Here is a 24,162-nt window from a genome sequence, read left to right as displayed (position 1 = left end):
CAGGCCTTTCGGCCTGCCGCTCTCGTTCGGATCGTTCAGCGCGTCAGAGCTTGGCAGTCTGCATGTAGCTGTCGAAGCGGGCTTCGGTGAAGCGGAACCACAGGTTCTGTTCGGCGCGGAACTTGGCGTAGTCGTCGTAGACCTTCTTCCAGTTCGGATTCTTGGCCGACAGTTCGCTGTACACGGCCATGGATTCCTTGAAGGCCAGGTCGAGCACGGGCTTCGGGAAGGCCACCAGCTTCGTCTTGCTGGCCACCAGCTGCTTCAGCGCGGCGGGGTTCTTGGCGTCGTACTTCGACTGCATCTCGGTGTGCGCAAAGGCCGCGGCGCACTCGATGATGGCCTTGTACTCGGCCGACAGGCCTTCATAGGCCTTGGTGTTGACGTACAGGTCGAGCTGCGGGCCGCCTTCCCACCAGCCGGGGTAGTGGTAGAACGGCGCCACCTTGTTGAAGCCCAGCTTCTGGTCGTCGTAGGGTCCCACCCATTCGGCCGCGTCGATGGTGCCCTTCTCGAGCGACTGGTAGATCTCGCCGCCGGGGATGTTCTGCGGCACGCCGCCCATGCGCTCGAGCACCTTGCCGGCGAAGCCGCCGATGCGCATCTTCAGGCCCTTCACGTCGGCGACCGTCTTGATCTCCTTGCGATACCAGCCGCCCATCTGCGCCCCGGTGTTGCCCATCGGGAAGTGGATGATGTTGAACTTGGCATAGAACTCGCGCATCAGCTTCAGGCCGTTGCCTTCGTACTGCCAGGCGGTCATCTGGCGCGAGTTGAGGCCGAAGGGAATGGCGCAACCCAGCGCGAAGGTCTCGTCCTTGCCGAAGAAGTAGTACGGGGCGGTGTGGGCCATCTCGACGGTGGCGTTCTGCACGCCGTCCACCACGCCGAAGGCGGGCATCAGTTCGCCGGCGGCATGCACCGAGATCTCGAACTTGCCACCCGACATCTCCTTGACCTTCTTGGAGAAGACTTCGGCTGCGCCGTAGATGGTGTCGAGCGACTTCGGGAAGCTGGACGCCAGGCGCCAGCGGATGTTGGCCTGCGCATGCACCACCGCGGGGGCAGCACCTGCGGCGAGCACGCCGGCAATGCCGGCGTGCTGTATGAATGAACGACGTTCCATGGTCTCTCTCCTGCAGGAAACAAGGGGTTGAGTCGGGCGGATTCTAGGAGTCCACCTCAGGGGTCTCACAGGGGTTTTCCCCGTGCGCAAACCCGCTGCCAAGACGTTCGCAGCGAGGCTCGACGAGTAGACAGGCGCCTGCTGAAAAGTCCCTGAACGATGTGGCCCGCAGGCCCTATCGAGAACCCTAGAGGCCTGCGATCTTCATGCGCTCGATCAGCACCGAGCCCACCGTCTTGGTGCCCAGCGTGTAGGCATCGGCGCCCACGGCGGCAATGTTGCGGAACATATCGCGCAGGTTGCCCGCGATGGTGATCTCGTGCACCGGATGCACCATGCGCCCGCCCTCGACCCAGAAGCCGGCCGCGCCGCGCGAGTAGTCGCCGGTCACGTAGTTCACGCCTTGGCCCATCAGCTCGATGACGAACAGGCCCCGCCCCAGCTTGCGCAGCATCGCCTCGAGGTCGTCGCCGGCTTGCGTGAGCGCGCTCTTCAGCGTGAGGTTCTGGGAGCCGCCGGCGTGGCCGGTGGTGCGCATGCCGAGCTTGCGTGCGGAATAGCTCGACAGGAAGTAGCCCTGCACCCGCCCGCCTTGCACCACGTGCCGCGCACGCGTCACCACGCCCTCGTCGTCGAACGGGGCGCTGCCCTTGCCCTTGGGCTGGTGCGGGTCCTCCACGAGGTCGATGTGCTCGGGAAAGACCTGCTGGCCCAGGCTGTCGGGCAGGAAGCTGGCCTTGCGGTACAGCGCGCCGCCGCTGGTGGCCTGCACATAGGCGCCCACGAGCCCGGCGGCGAGCGTGGACTCGAACAGCACCGGCACCTCGCAGGTGGCGATCTTGCGGCTGCGCAGGCGTGACAGCGCCCGTTCGGCGGCATAGCGGCCCACCGCCTCGGGTGCCGCGAGTTCGTTCGGGTCGCGCATCGACGAATACCACGCGTCGCGCTGCATGTCGTCGCCCTTGCCTGCGATGGGCGCGACCGACAACGAATGGCGCGAGCTCGCATAGCCGCCGCGGAAGCCGCGGCTGTTGCCGGCCCAGAAGTGCGACTGCTGCGCCGACACGCCGGCGCCCTCGGAATTGGTGATGCGGCGGTCGGTGGACAGCGCCGCGGCTTCGCACACCTTCGCGAGTTCCACCGCGCGCTCGGCGTCGATGTCCCACGGGTGGAACAGGTCGAGGTCGCGGGTCACCTCGTCGCCCCGCGCGATGTCGGCGTCGTCGGGCAGGCCGGCCGCCGGGTCTTCGGCGGTGAAGCGCGCGATGTCGTAGGCGGCGCGCACCGTCTGTTCCAGTGCCGTGCGGGAGAAGTCGGAGGTGCTGGCATTGCCGCGGCGCTGGCCGATGTAGACGGTGACGCCGATGGACTTGTCGCGGTTGCGCTCGACGTTCTCGACCTGGCCCTTGCGCACCGACACCGAAAGGCCCGCGCCTTCGGACACCTCGACCGCGGCGTCGCTGCCGCCGAGCTGCCTCGCGATGGACAGCGTGTCTTCCACCAGTTGCTGGAACTGTTCGCGCGAATAGGCAAAGCCGTGGTTGTCTTGGGGCATGTTGGCTCGGTGGGTTGGCTGAGGGAGGCCGCGGGTAGGGGCCGGCTTATGATAGTTGCCCTTTTTCGAACCCGGCTGCATCACCTTGGCCCACGACCGCGAAGACGACGACCCGCAGCAACAGCGCCCGAGCAAGACCCAGCTCAAGAAGCAGATGCACGAGCTGCAGGATCTCGGCGAGGCGCTGGTCGCCCTGCCCGACGACCGGCTCGATGGCATCCCGATGCCGGAATCGCTGCGCGAGGCGGTGCGTGAGCTCAAGCGCACCCGCTCGCACGAGGGCCGGCGGCGCCAGCTGCAGTACGTGGGCAAGCTGATGCGCAATGCCGAGGTCGAGCCGATCCGTGAAGCCGTCGCCGCCGCCCAGCTCGGCCGCGCGCGGGACACGCTCACGCTGCACCGAGCCGAGCGCTGGCGCGCCGAGCTGATCGAAAGCGACGAGGCGCTCACCCGCTGGATGGACCAGCATGCCGGCACCGACGTGCAGGCCTTGCGCAGCCTGATCCGCGCGGCCCGCAAGGACGCAGCCGCCGTGCCCGAGCAGCGCAGCGGCCGGGCCTACCGCGAGCTGTTCCAGTTCGTGCGACAGGCGCTCGACGACGGCAGCCCGGAAGACCAGGAGCCGCAGGACCATGAGTGAACTCGACCGCGTGAGGATCGGCCTCGTTTCGGTGAGCGACCGCGCCTCGGCCGGTGTCTATGAAGACAAGGGCCTGCCCTCGCTGCAGGACTGGCTGCAGCGCGCGGTGCGCAACCCGATCGACTGGGTCACCCGGCTCATCCCCGATGAAGAGGCCGGCATCAGCGCCACGCTGCGCGAGCTGGTCGATGCCGAACGCTGCGACCTCGTGCTCACCACCGGCGGCACCGGCCCGGCGCCGCGCGACGTGACCCCCGAGGCCACGCTGGCCGTGGCCGACAAGGTGATGCCCGGCTTCGGCGAGCAGATGCGCCAGATCAGCCTCAATTTCGTGCCCACCGCCATCCTGTCGCGACAGGTGGCGGTGATCCGCGGCAAGGCGCTCATCATCAACCTGCCAGGGCAGCCGAAGTCGATCGCCGAAACCCTCGAAGGCCTGAAAGGCGACGACGGCAAGCCCCGCGTGCACGGCATCTTCGCCGCAGTGCCCTACTGCATCGACCTCATCGGCGGCCCGTACATCGAGACGGACCCCGCGGTCTGCGCCGCCTTCCGGCCCCGCAAGAAGTGACTTGTGACCCGTGACCGGTGACTTGTGAATTCACCAGTCACCAATCACCAGTCACTACTTCACAAGCCTGTTGAGGCGTTCGGCGTCGAAGTGCTCGTCCTTCTGCGCGTCCTGCGGCACGCAGTCGGAGGCCGGGATCTCCCGTGCGCCGCCGGACGAGAGCTTCTCGATGGCCTGCCACAGCAACGCAATCTGGTGCTCGTGGCTGGAGGCGTTGTCGATCAGGCCCTTCATCGCCTGGGCCACCGGGTCGTCGCCCTGCGTCACGCCATAGGCCGAGAAGCCCATGCGGGCGGCGGCCTCTTCGCGGCTGGCATCGCTGTCGGCCACGATGATGCGGGCCGGGTTGCCCACTGCGGTGGCCCCCGGCGGCACCGGCTTCACCACCACCGCCCCCGAGCCGATGCGCGCACCGTCGCCTACGGTGAACCCGCCCAGCACCTGGGAGTTGGCTCCGACGATGACGCCGCGACCCAGTGTCGGGTGGCGCTTGGCCCCCCGGTGCAGCGAGGTGCCGCCCAGCGTGACGCCCTGGTAGATGGTGCATTCGTCGCCCACCTCGGCCGTCTCGCCGATGACGATGCCCATGCCATGGTCGATGAACACCCGCCGGCCGATCACCGCGCCCGGGTGGATCTCGATGCCGGTGAGGAAGCGGGCCACGTGCGAGATGAAGCGGGCGGTGACATGCCAGCCGTTGTGCCAGCAGGCATGCGCCCAGCGGTGCATCACCAGGGCATGGAAGCCGGGGTAGCAGGTCACCACCTCCCAGCGCGACCGCGCGGCGGGGTCGCGTTCCAGGATGCAGGCGATGTCTTCTTTGATGCGCTCGAACATGGTGGGTCTTCCCGAAGTCAAGGACGTGGGGCGGCGCACTTGCAAGGGCTGTGGCAAGGGCTGTGCGTCCGCCCGGCAGGCGAAGTCGTCAGCGACAACAGCAACAGCGCCAGGCGGCGTGCTTGTCGTGCGGACGGTCCTTGACTTGACTCAATGGCGACATGGTGTCGGGCGATGAAAACCCCGCCATTGTGCCGCTCAGGGCAGCAGCACGCTGGACCCGATGGTCTTGCGGGCTTCGAGGTCGCGGTGCGCCTGCGCCGCATCGGCCAGGCCGTAGCGCTGCTCCACCGCGATCCTGACCTGCCCGCTCTCCACGACCGCGAACAGCTCGTCGGCCATGGCCTGGGTCGATTCACGGGTGGCCAGGTGGGTGAACAGCGTCGGCCGGCTCACGTAGAGCGAACCCTTGGCCGCCAGAAGGCCGATGTTGATGGGCGACACCGGGCCCGACGCATTGCCGAAACTCGCGAGCAGGCCGAAGGGCTGCAGGCAGTCGAGCGAGCGCTCGAAGGTGTCCTTGCCCACCGAGTCGTACACCGCCTTCACGCCGCGGCCGGCCGTGATCTCCTTCACGCGGGCGACGAAGTCCTCGCGGTTGTAGTTGATCGCGAAGGCGGCCCCGTTGGCCTTCGCCAGCACGCACTTCTCGTCGCTGCCGGCCGTGCCGATCAGCTGCAGCCCGAGCGCCCGCGCCCATTGGCAGGCAATCAGGCCCACGCCGCCGGCGGCGGCATGGAACAGCACGAAGTCGCCCGGGTTCAATCCGCCCTGGGGCAGGGTCTTGCGCAGCAGGTACTGCGCCGTCAGCCCCTTGAGCATCATCGCGGCGCCCTGTTCGAAGCTCACGGATTGCGGCAGCTTCACCACGCAGCGGGCCGGCATCACGCGCGCCTCGCTGTAGGCGCCGGGCGGCTGGCTCGCATAGGCGGCGCGGTCGCCCGGCTTCAGGTGGGTGACGCCCTCGCCTACCGCCTCGACGATGCCCGCGCCTTCCATGCCGAGCGTCAGCGGGAAGGGCAAGGCATACAGCCCGGTGCGGTGGTACACGTCGATGTAGTTCAGGCCCACCGCATGGTGCCGGATGCGGATCTCGCCCGGACCCGGCTCGCCCACCTGCAACTGCACGAGCTGCAGCACCTCGGGGCCACCAGCTGCCTTGGCCTGGATGGCCTTCACCGTCTCGGTCATGTTCTGCTCCGTCCTCGACTGCCTTGGAAGTCCGCTATCGTGCCAGCCTCAGCCGTTGACCGCCCGATGCGCCGCCTCATCCCTGCCCCGAACCTCGCCATTGCCACGCTGTGGGCCGACATGCTCACGCAGGCCGGCATCGAAGCGCGCGTGCAACGCGCCTACGCCAGCAGCATTGCCGGCGAGATGCCGCCCGACCAGTGCCTGCCCGAGATCTGGGTCGAGGACGACGACCAGCTCGAGCGTGCGCGGCTGCTGCTCGACGAGCTGCGCCATGCGCCGGTGCGCCACTGGGTGTGCCCGGCCTGCCACGAGCGCATCGACGGCCCCTTCGAGCAATGCTGGAACTGCGGCACGCTGATGCCCGCGACCTGACCCCCTGCCGATGCACAAGATCACTCCCAGGACCGCCCTGCTCATGAGCCTGCCGCCGCTGCTGTGGGCGGGCAACGCGGTGGTCGGCCGGCTGCTGGTGGGCAGCGTGCCGCCGCTGATGCTGAACTTCCTGCGCTGGGTGCTGGCGGGTGCGCTGCTGCTGGCACTGGGCTGGCGCGCCTTGCGCGCGCCCGGCGACATCGCGTCGCGCTGGCCCTACCTGCTGTGGCTGGGGCTGCTCGGCGTGGGCAGCTACAACGCGCTGCAGTACCTGGCGCTGGTCACGTCCACGCCGATCAACGTGACCCTCATCGCGGCCAGCATGCCCTTGTGGATGCTGGTGGTGGGCTCGCTCTTCTATGGCGTGCACCCAACACGCCGCCAACTGGTGGGCGCGGTGCTCTCCGGTGCGGGGGTGCTGCTGGTGATCGCCCGCGGCGACTTCACGGCGCTGGCGCGCGTGCAGCTGGTCGCGGGCGACTTCTACATCGTCGCGGCCATCATCGCCTGGGCGGTCTACAGCTGGCTGCTGGCGCGCCCGCCGGCGCACATGCAGGGCGACCGGAGGCCGCCGTGGGGCTGGGCCGAGGTGCTGCTGGTGCAGGTGATCTTCGGGCTGCTCGGGGCGGGCGGCGCGGCCCTCGGCGAAGGGCTGGCCGGGGCCGCGCCCATCCGCTGGAACGGCTGGGTGGTGGCAGCGCTGGTGTACGTGGCGGTCGGCCCCTCCATCGTGGCCTACCGCTGCTGGGGCCTGGGCGTGGCCACCGCCGGGCCGACGGTGGCCGCCTTCTTCGGCAACCTCACGCCGGTGTTCGCGGCGGTACTGTCGGCCGCGCTGCTGGGCGAGCCGCCGCGCTGGTACCACGGCGCCGCGTTCGCGCTGATCGTGGCGGGCATCGTGGTGTCGTCGCGACGTTCCGCTCCATAAGGTGTAAGGCACCTGTCTCGGGGGTTGAGGCTTGACGGCCGACGCCAGACAGTGCCCAGCGGCAGGCCGCACATCCACGGCCGCCCGAACACAGGAGAGGTTCATGTCCCCGATCACAAAGGCACTGGCCGCCATCGCGATCATGGTCGGCTCGGTGCTGGCCGGCGCGGCCCAGGCAGCGTCGCAGACCACCGCCTACAGCATCACGCTCACCATCGACCGCATCGAGCAGTACTCGGCCTGCAACAACGCCCTCAGCGGCTACTACACCTTCGGCTGCCTGAGCGTGGGCGACACCTTCACCGGCGGCTTCTCGGTCGACAGCGCCATCCTCGCCACCGACGGCCTCAACAACACCGCGAGCATCTTCGACTTCTTCCTGCCCTTCGGCCGGTCGCAATACGCCACCGGCACCGAAAACGTCACCCTGGCCGGCTTTCGCAACGGCTCCGGCTTCGCCTCGGCCCCCGGCTTCCTGATCCAAGGCGGCCAGGTGGTCGACCTGGTGGGCGGCGTGTACGGCAGCGCCGACATTCCGTTCATCGACATGCACAACAGCATCTCGGTGCCGCGCAACAGCTTCCTCGCCTACGACGGCCGCACCGCCGCCTATGGCTCGCTCACCGTTGCAGCAGCCGTGCCGGAACCCGAAACCTACGCCATGATGGCGCTCGGCCTCGGAGCGGTGGGCTGGGCCGCACGGCGCCGCAAGGCCGCCAGGCAGATCGCCCCCGCCGCTTGACCCGGCTCAAGGCTGCGAAGGCCAGTGCCGCTCGAACACCGGCGCCACCTTCGGATGCGCCTCGACCTTCAGCATCAGCGCATGAAACGCCGGCCGGGCTTTCTTGAGATGCGCCCGCGCGCCTGACCACTTCGAGATGGTGGCGGCATGGAGGTCGAGCGCATCCGGCTCGGCGCCGCCGAGCCACGGCGCGGCCTCGAAGCTGTCGGCGAACACGTTCCACAACGCGGCCAGCCGCTGCCGGGTCCCCTTGCGCAGGTTCTCCACTGCCGCCTCGTCGGGCTGCTGAAGCCAGCGCTCCGGATAGTCGCTGATGCCCACGGCCGCATAGCAGTTGGCCGCCACGTAGACGAGGCCGCGCACCACGCGCGCCCGTGCCGAGGCCTCCTCGGGCAGCAGGCCGCTGCGCGGGTGGGCGAGCCCCAGGTGGATGAGGATGGCGGCGCTTTCGGTCAGCACGGTGCCGTCGGGCAGCACCAGCGTGGGGATCTGGCACAGCGGGTTGACGCCGCGCAGCTCGTCGAGCGCCGAGCCCGGCTCCCAGGTGGCCGCCTCGACCACCCGGAACGGCAGGCCGCACCAGCAGAGCGCCACCTCGACGGCCGCGGAGCCCGAACCCTGCGCGCCGTAGAGGATGTAGCCGCCGCCAGCCATCGCCCGCCGCCTTGTTCGTTCAGAAGGTGCCCGGGTAGGCACCGCCGTCCATCAGCAGGTTCTGGCCGGTGATGAAACCCGCATGCACGCTGCACAGGAAGGCGCAGGCGGCGCCGAACTCGGCCGCGGTGCCGAAGCGGCCGGCCGGGTTCTGCTTGCGGCGCTGCTCCATCACCGCCTCCAGCGGCTGGCCGCTTGCCTTGGCCGCGCCGGCCATCGTGGCGGCCAGGCGGTCGGTGTCGAACGGGCCGGGCAGCAGGTTGTTGATGGTCACGTTCTTCGCCACCGTCTTGCGGGCGAGGCCCGCCACGAAGCCGGTGAGGCCCGAACGGGCGCCGTTGGACAGGCCCAGCACGTCGATCGGCGCCTTCACAGCGCCGGAGGTGATGTTCACAATGCGCCCGAAGCCGCGCGACATCATCGGGTCCACCACCGCCTTCATCAGCTCGATGGGGGTGAGCATGTTGGCGTCCAGCGCCTTGATCCACGCGTCGCGATCCCAGTCGCGGAAATCGCCCGGCGGCGGGCCGCCGGCGTTGTTGACGAGGATGTCCACCTGCGGGCAGGCGGCCAGCGCGGCGGCCCGGCCCTCGGGCGTGGTGATGTCGCCCGCCACCGCCAGCACCTGCGCGCGCCTCAGCGCGCGCAGCTCGGCCGCCGTGGCCTCCAGCGCCTCGGCCCCGCGCGCGGTGACCACCACGTTCACGCCTTCGGCCACCAGCGCCTGCGCGCAGCCCTTGCCCAGCCCCTTGCTGGCGGCGCACACCAGCGCCCACTTGCCTTCAATACCCAGATCCATCGTCATCTCCACTTGGCCAGAAGCCACACACCTGCCAGCACCAGCGCCGTGCCGGCGGCGATCCAGGGGGTGAAAGGCTCGCCCAGGATCGCCACCCCCATCAGCAGCGTGGACAAGGGCCCCACCATGCCGGTCTGCGCGGCCAGGGTGGCGCCGACGCGCTCGATCGCCATCATGACCATCAGCACCGGTGCCACCGTGCACAAGGTGGCGTTGAGCACCGACAGCCAGATCACCTCCGGGGCCACCACCGCCGCCGACACCGGCCGCAGCACGAGGAACTGGCCGATGCAGAAGGCGCACGCCACGAGGCTGGCCCAGCCCACCAGCCGCAACGAGCCCAGCCGCTGCACGAGTTCGCCGCTGTAGACGAGGTAGACCGCATACGACACCGCGCTTGCGAACACCAGCGCCGTGCCCAGCGGCACGTTGCGGCTCTCGAAGCTCACCTCATGGCCGAACACCACCAGCACGCCCGCATAGCTGACCCCGATGGCCAGCAGCTGGCGCAGCGTGACCTTCTTCTTGAAGAACAGCATGCCGAGCACCAGCACGATGGTCGGGTTGAGGTAGAGGATGAGCCGCTCGAGGCTGGCGGTGACGTACTGCAGGCCCAGGAAGTCGAGGAAGCTCGCCAGGTAGTAGCCGCTCACGCCCAGGCCCAGGATGCCCAGCCAGTCGCGCTTCGAGAGCGCCGGCTTGCCGCGGCCGGACCACCATGCGATCAACGCGAACAGCGGCGCCGCGAACAGCATGCGGTACATGATGAGCGTGACCGCATCGACCCCGTAGCGGTAGGCCAGCTTCACGATGATGGCCTTGCCGGAGAAGGCGATCGAGCCGGCCAGCGCGAGCGCGAGGCCGGGCAGCACCGAGGGGCGCGCGCCGGCGCCGGCCGTGGAGACTGCCGTCATCAGAAGCCCACGGCCTGGCCGTCGCGCCGCGGGTCGCTGGCCGCCACGTAGCCCTCCACCGCCGGGTCGCCCAGGCGCCAGATGAACTGGCCGGCACCGAAGTCCTGGTAGCTGTCGCGGATGACCTCGGTACGGTGGCCGCGCTCGAGCAGGCCCTGTACCAGCGCCGGGTTCATCGCGCTCTCGACGTTGATCTCGAGGCCGGCGTTGTAGCGCCAGCGCGGCGCGTCGCAGGCCGCCTGCGGGTTCTGGCGATAGTCGAGCATGCGCACCAGCGTCTGCATGTGGCCCTGCGGCTGCATGTTGGCGCCCATGACGCCGTAGCTCATGACCGGCTGCCCGTCTTTCGTGAGGAAGGCCGGGATGATGGTGTGGAACGGGCGCTTGCGCGGCGCCACCACGTTGGGGTTCCTCGCGTCGAGCGAAAACGCGTGGCCGCGGTTCTGCATCGACAGGCCGTATTCGGGCACCACGACGCCGGAGCCGAAGCCCATGTAGTTGCTCTGGATGAAGCTCACCATCATGCCGCTCTCGTCGGCCGCGGTGAGGTAGATGGTGCCGCCCTTCACCGGATTGCCGGCGCCGAAGTCCTGCGCCCGCTTCGGATCGATGAGCGCCGCGCGGCTCTTCAGGTAGGCCGCATCGAGCATCTGGGCCGGCGTGACTTCCATGCTGGCCGGCTCGGCCACGTAGCGGTACACGTCGGCGAAGGCGAGCTTCATCGCCTCGATCTGCAGGTGCTGCGACTCCACGCCGTCGGCCGGCAGCGAGGCCAGGTCGAAGTTCGACAGGATGCCCAATGCGATGAGGGCCGCGATGCCCTGGCCATTGGGCGGGATCTCGTGCAGCGTGTAGCCCCGGTAGGCTTGGCCGATGGGCTGCACCCACTCGGGCTGGTACGCGGCGAAGTCGTCGAGCGTGACGGCGCCGCCATGCGCCTGCGCGTGTTTCACCGCGGCCGCCGCAATCTCGCCGCGGTAGTAGGCCTCCCCCTTGCTCGCAGCAATGGCTCGCAACGCGCGTGCCGCGCCGGCGAACACGAAACGTTCGCCGACCTGCGGCGCACGGCCCCAGGGCAGGAAGGTCTCGCGAAAACCCGGCTGGCCGGCCAGTTCGCCGGCCGCCGCGGCCCACTTCTGCTGCACCACCACCGGCACCGCATAGCCCCGCTCGGCGATCTCGATGGCCGGCTGCATGAGGTCACCGAAGGGCAGCTTGCCGAAACGTTCGCTCAAGGCGACCCAGCCGGCCACCGCGCCCGGCACGGTGACCGCATCCCAGCCGCGCTTGGGCGGCGTCTTGGCATCGGCGCCGTAGCGGGCGCGGAAGTAGGAAGTGGTCCAGGCGGCCGGGGCACGGCCCGAAGCATTGAGGCCGTGCAGGGCCTTGCCGTCCCAGAGGATGCAGAAGGCGTCCGACCCCAGGCCGTTGCTGACCGGCTCTGTGACGGTGATGGCGGCGGCCGCCGCGATGGCGGCATCGACCGCATTGCCGCCGGCCAGCAGCATGCGCAAGCCGGCCTGCGCGGCCAGCGGGTGCGAGGTGGAGACGACGTTGCGCGCGAACAGCGGCAGTCGCGTGCTGGTGTAGGGGGCGGTGTAGTCGAACAAGGCTTGCGTCATCGGGAGGCCTCTCGGGTGAGAGGCGCATTGTGTGCCGCGCCGCTTTCGCGTGCCGCGAAGCGGGATTGCCGCGCCCCTCCGCGCCACCTCAGCCCATGGCCTGGGACACGTAGCGCTTGACCATCGGCGGCCCGTCGCCGACGTGGAAAGCCCAGCGGCGCTCGCGCAGGCCCACGTCGGCCGCGGTGAAGCGCTCGAGCCGGCGCAGGTGCTCGACCCAGGACTCGTCGACCAGCGTCTCGACGTAGCGGCCCGGCACTTCGGTGTCGTGGAACAACCCCCATGACAGCGCGCCCTGGCGCAGCCGCGCACGGCGGGTCTCCTGCATCACCGCGGCAAAGGCTTCGGCATTGGCCGGGTCGATGCGGTATTCGATGGTGATGAGCACCGGCCCGTCGTCGGCGCGCACGTCGATGGCCGGCATGGGGTCGTTGGCCGGCCTTGCCGGGCTGAAGTCTTCGTCGGCGCCGCCCTGCAGGGTGAGGCCGCGCGTCAGCAGCAGCACCAGCGGGCCGGCGATCGATGCGATCACGATGCTGGTGGGCACGTCGGTCCAGCCGGCCACCTGGCCCCACAGCGCGGCGCCGGCCGCGCTGCCGCCCATCAGCGCCATCTGGTAGACCGCCATGCCGCGTGCCCGCACCCAGTTGGGCAGCGACATCTGGGCCGCCACGGTGAGCGAATTGGCGGTGGAGATCCAGGCCATGCCGGCCACGAACATGGCCGGCAGCGCCAGCCACACGTTGGGCGAGAAGGCCACGGCCACCGACATGGCGGCATGGGTGAGCGTGCCGTAGCGCACGAACTCGTCGCGCCCGAAGCGCTCGCGCAGGCCCGGCAGGAACAGCGCCGCGACGATGGCCCCTGCCCCCACCGCCGCCAGCAGCACGGTGAAGGTGCCGGCACCGCCGCCGTCCATGCGCTTGGCCATCAGCGGCAGCAAGGCGGTGAGCGAGGTGGACTGCAGGAAGAACATGAAGATGCGCACCAGCACCGCCTTCATGCGCGGCGACTGCAGCACGTGCTGCAGGCCGACCCGCATGGCGCCGACGAACCGCTCGCCCGGCAGCGCGCTGGCCTTCTGCTCGCTGCGCCAGCGCACGATCAGCACGAAGGCCGCCACCGACAGCACGGCATTGAGCGCGAACACCCAGGCGCTGCCCACGCTGGCCAGCAGCGCGCCCGCGACGATGGGGCCGATGACGCGCGACATGTTCATTGCCACGCCGTTGAGCGCCAGGGCCGCCGGCAGCTGCGGCTTGGGCACGATGTCGGGCACGATGGCGGCGAACACCGGCCAGCGCATCGCCAGGCCGATGCCGTTGACGAAGGTCAGCGTGAGCAGCAGCTGCGCGCTCAGCACGTCGGCCAGGGCGCACAGGCACAGCATCACCGCGTTGACCGCCACCCACAGCTGCGTGGCGGCGAAATACTTGCGGCGGTCCACGATGTCGGCCATGGCCCCGCTGGGCAGCCCGAGCAGGAACACCGGCAGCGTGGCCGCGGCCTGCACCAGCGCCACCATCACCGGGCTGTCGGTCAGCGAGGTCATCAGCCAGGCCGCGGCCACGTCGTTCATCCACATGCTGACGTTGGCGGCCAGCCAGGCCAGCCACAGCATGCGGAACACCGGGCCCTGCAGCGGCAGCAATGCGGTGGGCGTTTCTTTCATCGGGCTCACGTTGCCTGAAGAACAAAGCCCCGCGGGAGGCGGGGCTTGTTCCGGGTGGTGCCGAGATCGCTCAGTCAGCGTCCTGGAAGGCTTCTTCGCGGCGCGCCTTCACCGAGGGCAGCAGCACGATGATGACCATCAGCGCCGCGGCGGCCAGCAGGCTGGCCGACAGCGGCCGGGTGACGAAGGTGCTCCAGTCGCCGCGCGACAGCAGCAGCGCGCGGCGCAGGTTCTCTTCCATCATCGGCCCCAGGATGAAGCCCAGCAGCAGCGGCGCGGGTTCGCAGCCCAGCTTGTAGAAGGCGTAGCCGACGATGCCGAATGCCGCCGCCATGTAGACGTCGAAGTTGTTGTTGTTCAGCGTGTACAGGCCGATGCAGCAGAAGGTCAGGATGGCGGGGTACAGGAAGCGGTACGGCACCGTGAGCAGCTTGATCCAGATGCCGATGAGCGGCAGGTTCAGGATGATCAGCATCAGGTTGCCGATCCACATCGAGGCGATCAGGCCCCAGAAGAGCTCGGGGTTGCTGGTCATCACCTGCGGGCCGGGCTGGATGCCCTTGATGGTCATGGCACCCACCATCAGCGCCATCACCGCATTGGGCGGAATGCCCAGCGTGAGCATCGGGATGAAGCTGGTCTGCGCACCGGCGTTGTTGGCCGACTCGGGGCCCGCCACGCCGCGGATGTCGCCCTTGCCGAACTTGCTCGGGTCCTTGGCGACCTTCTTCTCGAGCGTGTAGGCGGCAAAGGCCGAAAGCAGCGCACCGCCGCCGGGCAGCACACCCAGGATGGAACCCAGCGCCGTACCGCGCAGCACTGCGGGCGCGGCCTTCTTGAAGTCGTCCTTGGTCGGCCACAGGCCGTGCACTTCCTTGGTGAACACCTCCCGATGCTCGGATGGACGGCCCAGGTTGGCGATGATCTCGCCGAAGCCGAAGACACCCATGGCGATGGTGACGAACTGGATGCCGTCGGTCAGCTCCGGGATGTCGAAGCTGTAGCGCGGCACGCCGGAGATGACGTCGGTGTTGACCTGGCCCAGCAGCAGGCCCAGGATGATCATCGCGATGGCCTTGACCAGCGAGCCCGAGGCCAGCACCACGGCGCCGATCAGGCCCAGCACCATCAGCGAGAAATATTCGGCCGGGCCGAACTTGAAGGCCATTTCGGTGAGCGGCGGCGCGAACGCGGCGATCACGACGGTGCCCACGCAGCCGGCGAAGAAGGAGCCCAGGCCGGCAGCCGCCAGCGCCGGACCGGCGCGGCCCTGACGAGCCATCGCATAGCCGTCGATGGCGGTCACCACCGACGAGGACTCGCCCGGCACGTTGATCAGGATGGCGGTGGTGGAGCCGCCGTACTGCGCGCCGTAGTAGATGCCGGCCAGCATGATGAGGGCCGGCACCGCGTCGAGCGCATAGATAGACGGCAGCAGCATCGCGATGGTGGCCACCGGGCCCAGGCCCGGCAGCACGCCGATCAGGGTGCCCAGCAGGCAGCCGAGGAAGCCATAGGCCAGGTTCTGCAGCGTGAGCGCCGTCTGGAAGCCCAGGCTGAGGTTGGTGATCAGGTCCATGTTGTTGTTGCTCCTGGGATCAGCCGGCGGCCTGGGTGGCGGTCATGAACGTGGGCCACATCGGGATCACCAGGTTCAGGCCCTTGATGAAGATGGCCCACGACCCGAGGGTGAGCACCACGCAGCTGATCAGGGCGTCCTTCCAGTGGAACTCGTCGCTGGCGGTGCAGCTGATGACGATCAGCAGCGGCAGCGAGATCACCATGCCCAGGCGGGGCAGCGCCAGGCCGAAGACGAGCACGGCAGCGGTGATGATGAGCAGCGGCTTCCAGGCGATGGCGCCGATCTTGTCGCCGCCCTCGGTTTCGATGGTGAGCGCCTTGAACAGCACGACGGCGCCCAGGATGGCCAGCAGGACGCCCAGGCCGAACGGAAAGTAGCCGGGACCGGGGCGGGCCGACTCGCCGAAGCTGTAGCTGGTGGCGCCCCAGGCGAAGACGATGCCCACGACCACGAACATCAGCCCGGACCAGAAGTCCTTCTGACTCTTGATATTCACGCTTGACTCCTCGTTCTTGTGACTGGGCAGGATTCTAGGAAGGCCCCACCCTGCCAAGTTCTGTGGATTACACGTAGCGCCGCGCGCCACGCGCACACACGCACGCGGGGATCAGGGATCAGCCCTCCCAGCGCGGCGTCGAGCGCAGGACTTCGTCGAGGGTCGTCAGGCCTTCGGCGACCTTCATCGCCCCCGACAGGCGCAGGGGGCGCAGGTTTTCCTGGAGCGCCAGCTGGCGCAGCCGGGAGATGTCGGGCGTTGGGTGGATGGCCGGCTGCAGGGCTTCGCTGATGGTGAGCAGCTCGTACAGGCCGCTGCGGCCGCGGTAGCCGGTCATGCGGCATTCGAGGCAGCCCACCGGCTTGTAGGGCTTGAAGCTGCCGGACATGCGCCAAGGCTTGATCGCTTCTGCCAGCGTGTCGCGCGACATGTGCTCGTCGGGCTGCTTGCAGGCAGGGCACAGCGTGCGCACCAGCCGTTGCGCCAGCACGCCGATCAGCGTGGCGCCGATGAGGTACGGCGGCACGCCGATGTCGGTGAGCCGCGTGACGGCGGAGGCCGCATCGTTGGTGTGCAGGGTGCTGAACACCAGGTGGCCGGTGAGCGCTGCCTGGATCGCCATCTCGGCGGTTTCGAGGTCGCGGATCTCACCCACCATGATGATGTCCGGGTCCTGGCGCATCAGGGCGCGCAGGCCCTCGGCAAACCCGAGGTCGATGGCCTGCTGCACCTGCGTCTGGTTGAAGGCCGGCTGGATCATCTCGATCGGGTCCTCGATCGTGCAGACGTTCACCTCGTCGGTGGCCAGGCGCCGCAGCGTGGAATACAGCGTGGTGGTCTTGCCCGAGCCGGTGGGGCCGGTCACCAGGATGATGCCGTGCGCCTGGCCGGTGAGCGTTTCCCAGCGCTGCGCGTCATGCGCAGCGAAGCCCAGCGCATCGAGGTTCTTCACCGTGGTGTCCGGGTCGAAGATGCGCATCACCATCTTTTCGCCGAAGGCGGTGGGCAGCGTGGACAGGCGCATCTCGACTTCGTCGCCGCTCGGGTTTCGCACCTTGATGCGCCCGTCGAGCGGGCGGCGCTTCTCGACGACGTCCATGCGGCCCAGCAGCTTGATGCGGGCGGTCATGGCGCCCATCACGGTGAGCGGCAGCTGGTAGACGGTGTGCATCACGCCGTCGATGCGGAAGCGGATGGCGCCCATGTCGCGCCGCGGCTCGAGATGGATGTCGGAGGCGCGCTGGTCGAAGGCGTACTGCCACAACCAGTCGACCACCTGCACCACGCCCTGGTCGTTGGCATCGAGCTGCTTGGCCTTGCCCAGCTCGACCAGCTGCTCGAAGTTGGCCGGCGCGCTGACCTGGCCGTTCTTCTGCGCCTGCCGCACCGAGCGGGCCAGCGTGTAGAACTCGGTCGTGTAGTGCGCGAGCTCCAGGGGACTCGCGACCACCAGCTTGATGCGCCGCTTGGTGTGCGCCTCGATCTCGGGGATCCAGTCGAGGTCGAACGGTTCGCAGGTGGCGATCGTCACCTCGCCGGGCGTCACGCCCACCGGCAGCGAGCGCCTGCGCTCGGCGTAGTTGATCGACATGACGTCGGCCACCCGCGCCACGTCGACCTTCAGCGGGTCGATGCGCAGGTAGGGCAGGCTGCAGCGCTTCGCCAGCCACTCGGTGAGCGCCTCCACGTCGAGCACGGCGCCGGTCCTGGCGTCGGCCAGGCCGGCGGCGCCCAGTCGCACCAGCGGATGCTGGGCGCTGTCGCCCGCGGCAAAGCGTTGCGCGAGCTTGTCGGCCTCGGCCGCCGGGAGCACACCGTCGTCGCGCAGCCACCGCAGCAGCACCCGCCATTCGAGACGCCCCTTGAACGGGCTGGCACGTGAAGGCGAAGCGGCGGCAGCTGCGGTCATGACTTGGGGGACTTGGACGGGGAGGAGACGAAGGGGGCCAGGAGGCGCAGCCACTTGGTGGCCGGCAGCTTGAAACGAGTGTCGATGTTTTCAGCACGGGCGGCAAGCACGCTGCGCTCGGGCAGGTCGAAGCCCTTCCAGGCCAGCACGATGGTGTTGCCCTCCTTGGTGGGCTTGAGCGTGGCCAAGCGCCCGGGGCCGAACGCCGCCTCGATGCGTGCCGCGCTGCGCTCGAAACTCGCATCGCGGCCGAACAGGTTGACCGACATCACGCCGCCGTCGGCCAGCAGCCGGTGGCAGCCCCGGTAGAAGGCATCGTCGTCGAGCACCGGTGCCGCGGCCTCGTGGTCGTAGAGGTCCACGCACAGCACGTCGGCCGTGCCGATGTACTGCACCGCCTCCACGTAGCGCGCGGCATCCTCGTGCAGCACCGACAGCCGCTCGTCGTCGGGCGGCAGGTGGAACCACAGGCGACAGGCGCTGATGACCGTGTCGTTGAGCTCGACCGCGGTGGTCCGCATGCGCAACTGCCCGTGGCAGAACTTGGTGATGGCGGCCGCGCCCAGGCCGAGCTGAACCGCGTGGCCTTCGGTGAGCTGATCGCTCGGCCGCAGGAGCATCCAGGCCATCATGCGCTGCACGTACTCGAGCTCGATGGACTGCGGCTTGCGCACCCGCATCGCGCCCTGGATCCAGGGAGTGCCCAGGTGCAGGTAGCGCACGCCGCCGCCCTCGGACACGGTGGCCGGTTCGAGCGTCTGCTGCACCGGTACTGGCTTTCTTTTCTTGGTGGTCATGGAAGCTGCCGATTTCACCGCAACACCGGCGCGAAGCCGTTTGTGCGAACAGAGGTAAGGAAGTGTCAGGCCAGGCCGTACAGCGCGAACACCTCGCGCCAGGCGGCGAGCTTGCGCTCGAAGCTCCACGACGCGTTGGCCGGGCTGGTGGACGGCAGGCGGTGCACCGCCAGGCCGAGTGCGCGCGTCACCCGCATCGAACGGGCCGATTCACCGCCGTTGTGGGCGATCGCGGCGAGCCGCGGCGCGCGCAGCAGCAGGCTGGCCAGGTCATTGGGCAGCGCGTCCTCGATGGCGCTGTCGAGGCTGCCTTCGCGGCGGCAGCTCGCGTAGACGTCCCAGATGCCCAGGCCGCGCTCGCGCACCAGCTCGATGCGCTCGGCGTAGGGCAGCTGCCGCAGGTCCACCTGCCACAGCGCCCCCAGGATGGGCCAGAAATGGTTGCGCGGATGCGCGTAGTACTGCTGCGCCGCCAGCGACGCCTCGCTCGGAAAGCTGCCGAGCACGACCAGCCGCGTGGCCGGCCCGATGACGGGCGCCAGCCCCGACAAGGGCGGCGCCTTCATGGCTGGGAAGCGAGGCGGGGCAGCGCCGCCAGGGCATTGCGCTCGGTCTGCCGCGCGAGGGTGTCGATGTCCATGCCGCGCAACTGTGCCAGCTCCCGGGCGATGCGCGGCAGCTCGGCCGGTTCGTTGCGCGAGCGCTCGCCGGCGGCGCGTTGCTCGGCGGTCTTGTAGAGCCAGTGCGGCGGGATGTCCGGCGCGTCGGTTTCCAGCACGATGGCCTCGATGGGCAGCTCCTTCGCGAGCCGGCGGATCTGCAGCGCGCGGTCGAAGGTCATCGCGCCGCCGAAACCGAGCCTGAAGCCCAGGTCGACGAAGGTCTGCGCCTGCTGCTCGCTGCCGTTGAAGGCATGGGCGATGCCGGTCACCCGGATGCGCCGCAGGTGCTTGAGCAGCTGGTCGGCCGAGCGCCGCACATGCAGCACCACCGGCAGTCCGAACTCTTGCGCCAGCTCGAGTTGCGCGACGTAAAAGCGCTCCTGGATGGAAACATCGAGGCCTTTGACGAACAGGTCCAGGCCGATCTCGCCCACCGCCACCAGGCGCGGATCGTTGCCATGTGTTTCCAGCGCAGCCCGCAGGCGCTGCAGCGCGTCGGGCGCGTCGCGCTCCACGTAGAGGGGGTGCAGCCCCAGCGCGTAGTGCAGGCCGTAGCGGTGGGCCATGTCGCGCACGGTCTGCAGGTTGGCGCTGCACACGCCGGGGATCACCACCCGCGCCACCCCGGCCGCCCGCGAGCGTTCGACCACCGCATCGCGGTCGGCGTCGAACTCCCCGGCATCGAGGTGGCAATGGGTGTCGGTCCAGCAGGTCTGCATCGGCCGCAATGATGCCCCGTGAACGAGTGCCGCCAATTCCGGCGGGACATGGTCCAACTTCGTTGGCAGGTGCCGCGGCTTGGTGTTACCGTTGCGCCGTCGGCCGTCATTGGAGGCGGCCTCAGCAGTAAGGGGCCGCACCATGCGACGCACCGCTCTGTACAGCCGCTCTCACCGGGTACCGCCGCCGCAACCCGCCGCCCCGTCCGCAGGTTCCGCGCAGGCAAGCGCCGCTGTCGCCCCTCGCCCGGCGAACATGCTGGCCCGCAGGCCCTGGCTCGGCTGGTCGCTGATGTTCGGCCTGCTGGCCGGCCTGGCAGCGGCTCTGTGGGCCGTGGCGTCGCAGATGCCCAGGTCGCTGACGCAGCAGGACATCGACGCCGCCGTGCGGCATTCGCTCGAAGCCAAGCCGCTGCCCTCGAAGGCGGCCAAGGCCTACCAGGCCATTGCTCCCTCGGTGGTGCGCGTGGTGGGCTACATGGGCGACGAAACCGAGGCGCCTCCGAAGCCCGCGGCCGCCAAGCCGCGTGCCGGCAAGGCCGCCCCGCCCGCCGGCGGGGACGGCTCGCCCGGCAAGGGCGGCGCGCCCGCCGACCCGAAGGTGCATCGTGGCGTGGGCACCGGCGTGGTGATCGTCGACAAGGGCATCATCCTCACCAACCTGCACGTCGTGCTGGGCGCCAAGCAGATCAAGGTGGAGTTCTTCAACGGCATGGAGGCCGACGCGTCGGTGATCTCGGTGCAACCCGAGAACGACCTCGCGGTGCTGCAGGCCTCCAAGGTGCCCGACGACATGGTGGCCGCCACCCTGCGCTCGACCAGCGACCTGGCGCCCGGCGACGAGGTGATCGCGGTGGGCCACCCGTTCGGCATCGGCCCCTCGGTGTCGTCGGGCGTCGTGTCGGGCCTCAAGCGCGAGTTCCGCTCCGACGAAGGCCAGCGGGTGCTGACCAACCTGATCCAGTTCGACGCCGCGGCCAACCCCGGCAACTCGGGCGGCCCGCTGGTCACCAACGATGGTGCGGTGGTGGGCATCGTGACCGCCATCCTCAACCCGTCGGACCAGCGCACCTTCATCGGCATCGGTTTTGCCGTGCCGATCGAGAACGCGGCCACGGCGGTCGGCATGCCGCCGTTCTGACCGGCTCACAGCGGCGTCCATTACACAAACTCGGCGAGGCAAGCCATGCTCAACGGATCGAACGGCGCATCCAACCCCGGCGAGGTCGCCTCGCTGATGGAACGCATCCTCTACGAGGTCAAGCGGGTGGTGGTCGGCCAGGACCGCTTCCTCGAACGCGTGCTGATCGCCATGCTGGCGCAGGGCCACCTGCTGGTCGAAGGCGTGCCCGGACTGGCCAAGACGCTCACCGTGAAGACGCTGGCGGCCACCATGCGCGGCAGCTTCAAGCGCATCCAGTTCACGCCCGACCTGGTGCCGGCCGATTTGGTGGGCACCCGCATCTACAACCAGAAGACCGGTGACTTCAGCACCTCGCTGGGGCCGGTGTTCACCCACCTGCTGCTGGCCGACGAGATCAACCGAGCGCCGGCCAAGGTGCAGAGCGCACTGCTGGAGGTGATGCAGGAACGCCAGGTCACCATCGCCGGCGAAACCCACGTGGTGCCCGAACCCTTCCTGGTGATGGCGACGCAGAACCCGATCGAGACCGAAGGCACCTACGCGCTGCCGGAAGCCCAGGTCGACCGCTTCATGATGAAGGTGCTGGTGGGCTATCCGACCGAGGAAGAGGAGTTCGTGATCGTCGAGCGCGTGACCGGCGAGCCGGTCCATGTGAACGCGGTGGCCACCACAGAGCAGCTGGGTGCACTGCAGCAGGAATGCCGCAAGGTCTACGTGGACCCGTCGCTGATGCAGTACGCGGTGCGACTGGTCTCGGCCACGCGGCAGCCGGCGCGCTACGGCCTGGCCGACAGCCAGAAGTACATCAACTTCGGCGCCAGCCCGCGGGCCACCATCCACCTGATCGAGGGCGCGCGCGGCCTGGCCTTCCTGCGCGGGCGGCCCTATGTGCTGCCCGAGGACGTGCTCGACCTCGTGCCCGACGTGCTGCGCCATCGCCTGGTGCTGACCTACGAAGCCCTGTCGGACGGGCTGACCGCCGACCAGCTGATCCAGCGCATCGTGCAGAAGGTGCCGGCGCCCGAAAAACCGATGGCCCATCATGTCGCGCAAGCCGCAGCAAACGCCTGACGCCATCCTGCGCCGGCTCGAGTGGACGGTGATCCGCCGGCTCGACGGCCTGCTGCAGGGCGACTACCGCACATTGATGCGCGGCAGCGGCCTCGACCTGGCCGACCTGCGCGAGTACCAGCACCACGACGACGTGCGCCACATCGACTGGAACGTCACCGCCCGTCTGCAGACGCCCTTCGTGCGGGAGTTCCACGAGGAACGCGAGATCAGCGTGTGGTTCCTGCTCGACCTGAGCCCGTCGGTCGATTTCGGCTCCGAAGACGTGAAGAAGCAGCAGGTGGCCGCCGAATTCGTCGCGGCGCTGGCACGCCTGCTGACTCGCCACGGCAACCGCGTCGGCGCCATCCTGTACGGAGACGGTGTCGAGGCGGTGATCCCGGCGCGCGGCGGGCGCATCCAGGTGCTGCACCTGCTGCAGCGCATGCAGCAGCGGCCCGAGCCCGCCGGCAGCAAGCCCACCGACCTGTCGGAGCTGCTGGTCGCCGCGGAGCGTATGGTGAAGCGGCGCTCGACCGTTTTCGTGGTGTCGGACTTCTTCAGCCAGCCCGGCTGGGACGCACCGCTGGCCCGGCTGGTGCAGCGGCACGAGGTGGTGGCGGTGCGGCTGCACGACCCGCTCGAGCGGGTGCTGCCGGACATCGGCCTCATCCTGATGCGCGATGCCGAGACCGGCGAACAGCTGCTGGTGGACACGCACGACAAGGGCTTTCGGCGGCGCTTCGCCCGGCTCGCGGAAGAGCGGGAACAGACGCTGCTGGCCAGCCTGGCGAATGCCGGCGTCGACACGCTGGAGCTGGCGACCGATGACGACCTGGTGGATGCCATCCTGCGGTTTGCCGACCTGCGAAAGCAGCGCGCCAGGCTTGCGGCCGGAGGCGGTTTGCCGGAGCATCTGAAAGCATCGCGTGACAGCAGCAAGGAGGCCGCATGAAGCCGTCGCCGTGCCGCCTCGAGACGGTTTCCGCCCCTCCGCGGGGCTCGCGTGAAGCGCGTTGGGGGTCCACATGACATTCCTGTGGCCGCAGTTTCTCTGGGTGCTGGGGCTCCTGCCCCTGCTGGTGTTGACGTATTGGTGGCTCCTGCGTCGCCGCAAGAGGAGCGCGGTGCGGTATGCCAGCCTTGGCCTCGTGAAGGCGGCCATGGGCGGCGGTCCGGGCTGGCGCCGCCACGTGCCCCCGCTGCTGCTGCTGGTCGCGATCGCGGCGCTGCTGCTGGCCATCTCGCGGCCGGCAGCCATCATCACGCTGCCGCTGCAACAGGAAACCATCATCCTGGCCATGGACGTGTCGGGCAGCATGCGCGCCGAAGACGTGCAGCCCAACCGGCTGGTCGCCTCCCAGATTGCCGCCAAGGCCTTCGTCGGCGAGCTGCCGCGGCACGTGCGGGTGGGCGTGGTGTCGTTCGCCGGCACCGCTGCGGTGGTGCAGGCGCCCACGCACAGCCGCGAGGACGTGGTGGCCGCGATCGACCGCTTCCAGCTGCAGCGCGGCACCGCCATCGGCAGCGGCATCGTGCTGGCGCTGGCCACGCTCTTTCCCGACGCCGGCATCGACCTGTCGCAGATCACCGGGCAGCGCAACATGCCGCAGGCCCTGGGCGAGAAGAAGGATCCGAAACCCTTCACGCCGGTGCCACCAGGTTCCTACACGTCGGCTGCGGTGATCCTGCTCACCGACGGGCAGCGCACCACCGGCCCCGACCCGATGGACGCGGCCAAGATGGCCTCGGAGCGCGGCGTGAAGGTCTACACCGTCGGCTTCGGCACCACCAACGGCGAGATCATCGGCTTCGAAGGCTGGTCGATGCGGGTGCGGCTCGACGAGGAGACGCTCAAGAACGTGGCCAACCTCACCCATGCCGAGTACTTCTACGCCGGCAGCGCCACCGACCTGAAGAAGGTCTACGACACCCTCACCTCGCGCCTCGTGTTCGAGCGCAAGGAGACCGAGATCACCGCGCTGTTCGCGGCCGCCGGAGCACTGTTCGCGGTGCTGGCCGCCGGCCTGTCGCTGTGGTGGTTCGGCCGGGTGGCCTAGGTGTTGAGTTCCAAGAGGTTGGTCACAGCCGGTATGCGGCTCATGGGTGGCTGGCGGTTGAGCGCGGAGTGTGGCCGATGCCAGTTGTAGCGATGCAGGAAGGGCTGCAAGGCGGCC

At 69.1% G+C, this 24,162-nt stretch carries 24 protein-coding genes and 1 pseudogene; 9 read left to right on the top strand and 16 right to left on the bottom strand.

Features of this window, described 5'->3' with window-relative positions:
- Positions 1–43 precede the first annotated feature (43 nt).
- Entirely contained in the window at positions 44–1,126 is a 1,083-nt protein-coding gene (locus E8D38_RS09720) for a TRAP transporter substrate-binding protein (RefSeq protein WP_140628530.1), read from the bottom strand.
- Between the two features lie 187 nt (positions 1,127–1,313).
- Positions 1,314–2,681 carry a metalloprotease PmbA gene (pmbA, locus tag E8D38_RS09715; RefSeq protein WP_140628527.1) on the bottom strand — a complete coding sequence of 456 codons (1,368 nt, stop codon included), beginning with the start codon at positions 2,679–2,681 and terminating at the stop codon, positions 1,314–1,316.
- 85 nt (positions 2,682–2,766) lie between these two features.
- Here pmbA and yjgA point away from each other — a divergent pair, with 85 nt between their 5' ends.
- Both yjgA and mog read left to right on the top strand, forming a co-directional pair.
- Positions 2,767–3,321 (top strand): ribosome biogenesis factor YjgA, encoded by a 555-nt coding sequence (gene yjgA / locus E8D38_RS09710; protein ID WP_246099419.1) that lies wholly within the window; start codon positions 2,767–2,769, stop codon positions 3,319–3,321.
- Positions 3,314–3,892 carry a molybdopterin adenylyltransferase gene (gene mog / locus E8D38_RS09705; RefSeq protein ID WP_140628525.1) on the top strand — a complete coding sequence of 193 codons (579 nt, stop codon included), beginning with the start codon at positions 3,314–3,316 and terminating at the stop codon, positions 3,890–3,892. Before yjgA ends, mog begins: the two co-directional genes overlap by 8 nt.
- Before the next feature lie 54 nt (positions 3,893–3,946).
- Here mog and cysE read toward each other — a convergent pair whose 3' ends face one another.
- Both cysE and E8D38_RS09695 read right to left on the bottom strand, forming a co-directional pair.
- Positions 3,947–4,750 (bottom strand): serine O-acetyltransferase, encoded by an 804-nt coding sequence (cysE, locus tag E8D38_RS09700; RefSeq protein WP_281286097.1) that lies wholly within the window; start codon positions 4,748–4,750, stop codon positions 3,947–3,949.
- Positions 4,751–4,927: 177 nt separating this feature from the next.
- Positions 4,928–5,920, bottom strand: a complete 993-nt coding sequence (locus E8D38_RS09695; protein ID WP_140628521.1) for a quinone oxidoreductase family protein — start codon at positions 5,918–5,920, stop codon at positions 4,928–4,930.
- 66 nt (positions 5,921–5,986) lie between these two features.
- On the opposite strand from E8D38_RS09695, the gene E8D38_RS09690 reads away from it, so the two are divergent.
- From E8D38_RS09690 to E8D38_RS28870, 3 genes are all read left to right on the top strand, one after another.
- Positions 5,987–6,295: a putative signal transducing protein gene (locus tag E8D38_RS09690; RefSeq protein WP_140628519.1), complete on the top strand. Its 309-nt coding sequence runs from the start codon at positions 5,987–5,989 to the stop codon at positions 6,293–6,295.
- 10 nt (positions 6,296–6,305) lie between these two features.
- On the top strand, positions 6,306–7,223 hold the full coding sequence (locus E8D38_RS09685; protein WP_140628516.1) for a DMT family transporter: 918 nt from the start codon (positions 6,306–6,308) through the stop codon (positions 7,221–7,223).
- A gap of 103 nt (positions 7,224–7,326) precedes the next feature.
- Positions 7,327–7,965: a PEP-CTERM sorting domain-containing protein gene (locus E8D38_RS28870; protein WP_246099418.1), complete on the top strand. Its 639-nt coding sequence runs from the start codon at positions 7,327–7,329 to the stop codon at positions 7,963–7,965.
- Between the two features lie 6 nt (positions 7,966–7,971).
- Here E8D38_RS28870 and E8D38_RS09675 read toward each other — a convergent pair whose 3' ends face one another.
- The 11 genes from E8D38_RS09675 to E8D38_RS09625 form a co-directional block, all read right to left on the bottom strand.
- Complete coding sequence (locus E8D38_RS09675) at positions 7,972–8,619, bottom strand: glutathione S-transferase family protein (protein ID WP_140628514.1); 648 nt, start codon at positions 8,617–8,619, stop codon at positions 7,972–7,974.
- Positions 8,620–8,638: 19 nt separating this feature from the next.
- Entirely contained in the window at positions 8,639–9,418 is a 780-nt protein-coding gene (locus tag E8D38_RS09670) for an SDR family oxidoreductase (RefSeq protein ID WP_140628512.1), read from the bottom strand.
- 2 nt (positions 9,419–9,420) lie between these two features.
- Positions 9,421–10,332, bottom strand: a complete 912-nt coding sequence (locus E8D38_RS09665; protein WP_140628510.1) for a DMT family transporter — start codon at positions 10,330–10,332, stop codon at positions 9,421–9,423.
- Positions 10,332–11,954: a gamma-glutamyltransferase family protein gene (locus E8D38_RS09660; protein WP_140628508.1), complete on the bottom strand. Its 1,623-nt coding sequence runs from the start codon at positions 11,952–11,954 to the stop codon at positions 10,332–10,334. Before E8D38_RS09660 ends, E8D38_RS09665 begins: the two co-directional genes overlap by 1 nt.
- 88 nt (positions 11,955–12,042) lie before the next feature.
- Positions 12,043–13,626, bottom strand: a complete 1,584-nt coding sequence (locus E8D38_RS09655; protein ID WP_140628505.1) for an MFS transporter — start codon at positions 13,624–13,626, stop codon at positions 12,043–12,045.
- A 70-nt stretch (positions 13,627–13,696) separates the two neighbouring features.
- Positions 13,697–15,205: a tripartite tricarboxylate transporter permease gene (locus E8D38_RS09650; protein ID WP_140628503.1), complete on the bottom strand. Its 1,509-nt coding sequence runs from the start codon at positions 15,203–15,205 to the stop codon at positions 13,697–13,699.
- A 19-nt stretch (positions 15,206–15,224) separates the two neighbouring features.
- The gene (locus tag E8D38_RS09645; protein ID WP_140628500.1) at positions 15,225–15,704 is read right to left on the bottom strand and encodes a tripartite tricarboxylate transporter TctB family protein; all 480 of its coding nucleotides are present in this window, start codon (positions 15,702–15,704) and stop codon (positions 15,225–15,227) included.
- A gap of 118 nt (positions 15,705–15,822) precedes the next feature.
- Entirely contained in the window at positions 15,823–17,613 is a 1,791-nt protein-coding gene (tfpB, locus tag E8D38_RS09640) for a type IV pilus assembly ATPase TfpB (protein ID WP_140628498.1), read from the bottom strand.
- Positions 17,610–18,410: a spermine/spermidine synthase domain-containing protein gene (locus E8D38_RS09635; RefSeq protein ID WP_140628496.1), complete on the bottom strand. Its 801-nt coding sequence runs from the start codon at positions 18,408–18,410 to the stop codon at positions 17,610–17,612. The genes tfpB and E8D38_RS09635 overlap by 4 nt, the downstream gene beginning before the upstream one ends.
- Before the next feature lie 65 nt (positions 18,411–18,475).
- Positions 18,476–18,976 (bottom strand): DNA-deoxyinosine glycosylase, encoded by a 501-nt coding sequence (locus E8D38_RS09630; protein WP_140628494.1) that lies wholly within the window; start codon positions 18,974–18,976, stop codon positions 18,476–18,478.
- On the bottom strand, positions 18,973–19,791 hold the full coding sequence (locus E8D38_RS09625) for a TatD family hydrolase (RefSeq protein WP_140628491.1): 819 nt from the start codon (positions 19,789–19,791) through the stop codon (positions 18,973–18,975). Before E8D38_RS09625 ends, E8D38_RS09630 begins: the two co-directional genes overlap by 4 nt.
- Positions 19,792–19,933: 142 nt before the next feature.
- Here E8D38_RS09625 and E8D38_RS09620 point away from each other — a divergent pair, with 142 nt between their 5' ends.
- The 4 genes from E8D38_RS09620 to E8D38_RS09605 all read left to right on the top strand — a co-directional run bounded on the left by E8D38_RS09620 (position 19,934) and on the right by E8D38_RS09605 (position 24,045).
- Positions 19,934–20,932 carry a S1C family serine protease gene (locus tag E8D38_RS09620; RefSeq protein ID WP_140628489.1) on the top strand — a complete coding sequence of 333 codons (999 nt, stop codon included), beginning with the start codon at positions 19,934–19,936 and terminating at the stop codon, positions 20,930–20,932.
- A gap of 45 nt (positions 20,933–20,977) precedes the next feature.
- A complete protein-coding gene (locus E8D38_RS09615) occupies positions 20,978–22,006 on the top strand; it encodes an AAA family ATPase (protein WP_140628486.1) in 1,029 nt (342 codons plus the stop codon).
- Positions 21,978–22,940, top strand: coding sequence for a DUF58 domain-containing protein (locus tag E8D38_RS09610; RefSeq protein WP_140628483.1), 963 nt, complete (start codon positions 21,978–21,980; stop codon positions 22,938–22,940). Before E8D38_RS09615 ends, E8D38_RS09610 begins: the two co-directional genes overlap by 29 nt.
- 73 nt (positions 22,941–23,013) lie before the next feature.
- Positions 23,014–24,045, top strand: a complete 1,032-nt coding sequence (locus tag E8D38_RS09605) for a VWA domain-containing protein (protein ID WP_140628478.1) — start codon at positions 23,014–23,016, stop codon at positions 24,043–24,045.
- Here the strand turns inward: E8D38_RS09605 and E8D38_RS28865 are convergent.
- Positions 24,042–24,162 (bottom strand): annotated as a pseudogene (locus E8D38_RS28865) (IS481 family transposase); the annotation flags it as partial. The gene E8D38_RS09605 and the pseudogene E8D38_RS28865 overlap by 4 nt on opposite strands.

The sequence above is a fragment of the Methylibium rhizosphaerae genome (genome assembly GCF_006386545.1).
GTDB classification, from domain to species: domain Bacteria; phylum Pseudomonadota; class Gammaproteobacteria; order Burkholderiales; family Burkholderiaceae_C; genus Pseudorivibacter; species Pseudorivibacter rhizosphaerae.
This window is presented reverse-complemented; position numbering and strand designations above follow the sequence as displayed.

Bases quoted from the DNA above. Each gene is read 5' to 3' on its own strand.
- E8D38_RS09720 (WP_140628530.1), bottom strand. From the start codon at position 1,126: ATGGAACGTCGTTCATTCATACAGCACGCCGGCATTGCCGGCGTGCTC.
- pmbA (WP_140628527.1), bottom strand. From the start codon at position 2,681: ATGCCCCAAGACAACCACGGCTTTGCCTATTCGCGCGAACAGTTCCAG.
- mog (WP_140628525.1), top strand. From the start codon at position 3,314: ATGAGTGAACTCGACCGCGTGAGGATCGGCCTCGTTTCGGTGAGCGAC.
- E8D38_RS09695 (WP_140628521.1), bottom strand. From the start codon at position 5,920: ATGACCGAGACGGTGAAGGCCATCCAGGCCAAGGCAGCTGGTGGCCCC.
- E8D38_RS09690 (WP_140628519.1), top strand. From the start codon at position 5,987: ATGCGCCGCCTCATCCCTGCCCCGAACCTCGCCATTGCCACGCTGTGG.
- E8D38_RS09685 (WP_140628516.1), top strand. From the start codon at position 6,306: ATGCACAAGATCACTCCCAGGACCGCCCTGCTCATGAGCCTGCCGCCG.
- E8D38_RS28870 (WP_246099418.1), top strand. From the start codon at position 7,327: ATGTCCCCGATCACAAAGGCACTGGCCGCCATCGCGATCATGGTCGGC.
- E8D38_RS09675 (WP_140628514.1), bottom strand. From the start codon at position 8,619: ATGGCTGGCGGCGGCTACATCCTCTACGGCGCGCAGGGTTCGGGCTCC.
- E8D38_RS09670 (WP_140628512.1), bottom strand. From the start codon at position 9,418: ATGGATCTGGGTATTGAAGGCAAGTGGGCGCTGGTGTGCGCCGCCAGC.
- E8D38_RS09665 (WP_140628510.1), bottom strand. From the start codon at position 10,332: ATGACGGCAGTCTCCACGGCCGGCGCCGGCGCGCGCCCCTCGGTGCTG.
- E8D38_RS09660 (WP_140628508.1), bottom strand. From the start codon at position 11,954: ATGACGCAAGCCTTGTTCGACTACACCGCCCCCTACACCAGCACGCGA.
- E8D38_RS09655 (WP_140628505.1), bottom strand. From the start codon at position 13,626: ATGAAAGAAACGCCCACCGCATTGCTGCCGCTGCAGGGCCCGGTGTTC.
- E8D38_RS09650 (WP_140628503.1), bottom strand. From the start codon at position 15,205: ATGGACCTGATCACCAACCTCAGCCTGGGCTTCCAGACGGCGCTCACG.
- tfpB (WP_140628498.1), bottom strand. From the start codon at position 17,613: ATGACCGCAGCTGCCGCCGCTTCGCCTTCACGTGCCAGCCCGTTCAAG.
- E8D38_RS09635 (WP_140628496.1), bottom strand. From the start codon at position 18,410: ATGACCACCAAGAAAAGAAAGCCAGTACCGGTGCAGCAGACGCTCGAA.
- E8D38_RS09630 (WP_140628494.1), bottom strand. From the start codon at position 18,976: ATGAAGGCGCCGCCCTTGTCGGGGCTGGCGCCCGTCATCGGGCCGGCC.
- E8D38_RS09625 (WP_140628491.1), bottom strand. From the start codon at position 19,791: ATGCAGACCTGCTGGACCGACACCCATTGCCACCTCGATGCCGGGGAG.
- E8D38_RS09620 (WP_140628489.1), top strand. From the start codon at position 19,934: ATGCGACGCACCGCTCTGTACAGCCGCTCTCACCGGGTACCGCCGCCG.
- E8D38_RS09615 (WP_140628486.1), top strand. From the start codon at position 20,978: ATGCTCAACGGATCGAACGGCGCATCCAACCCCGGCGAGGTCGCCTCG.
- E8D38_RS09610 (WP_140628483.1), top strand. From the start codon at position 21,978: ATGTCGCGCAAGCCGCAGCAAACGCCTGACGCCATCCTGCGCCGGCTC.
- E8D38_RS09605 (WP_140628478.1), top strand. From the start codon at position 23,014: ATGACATTCCTGTGGCCGCAGTTTCTCTGGGTGCTGGGGCTCCTGCCC.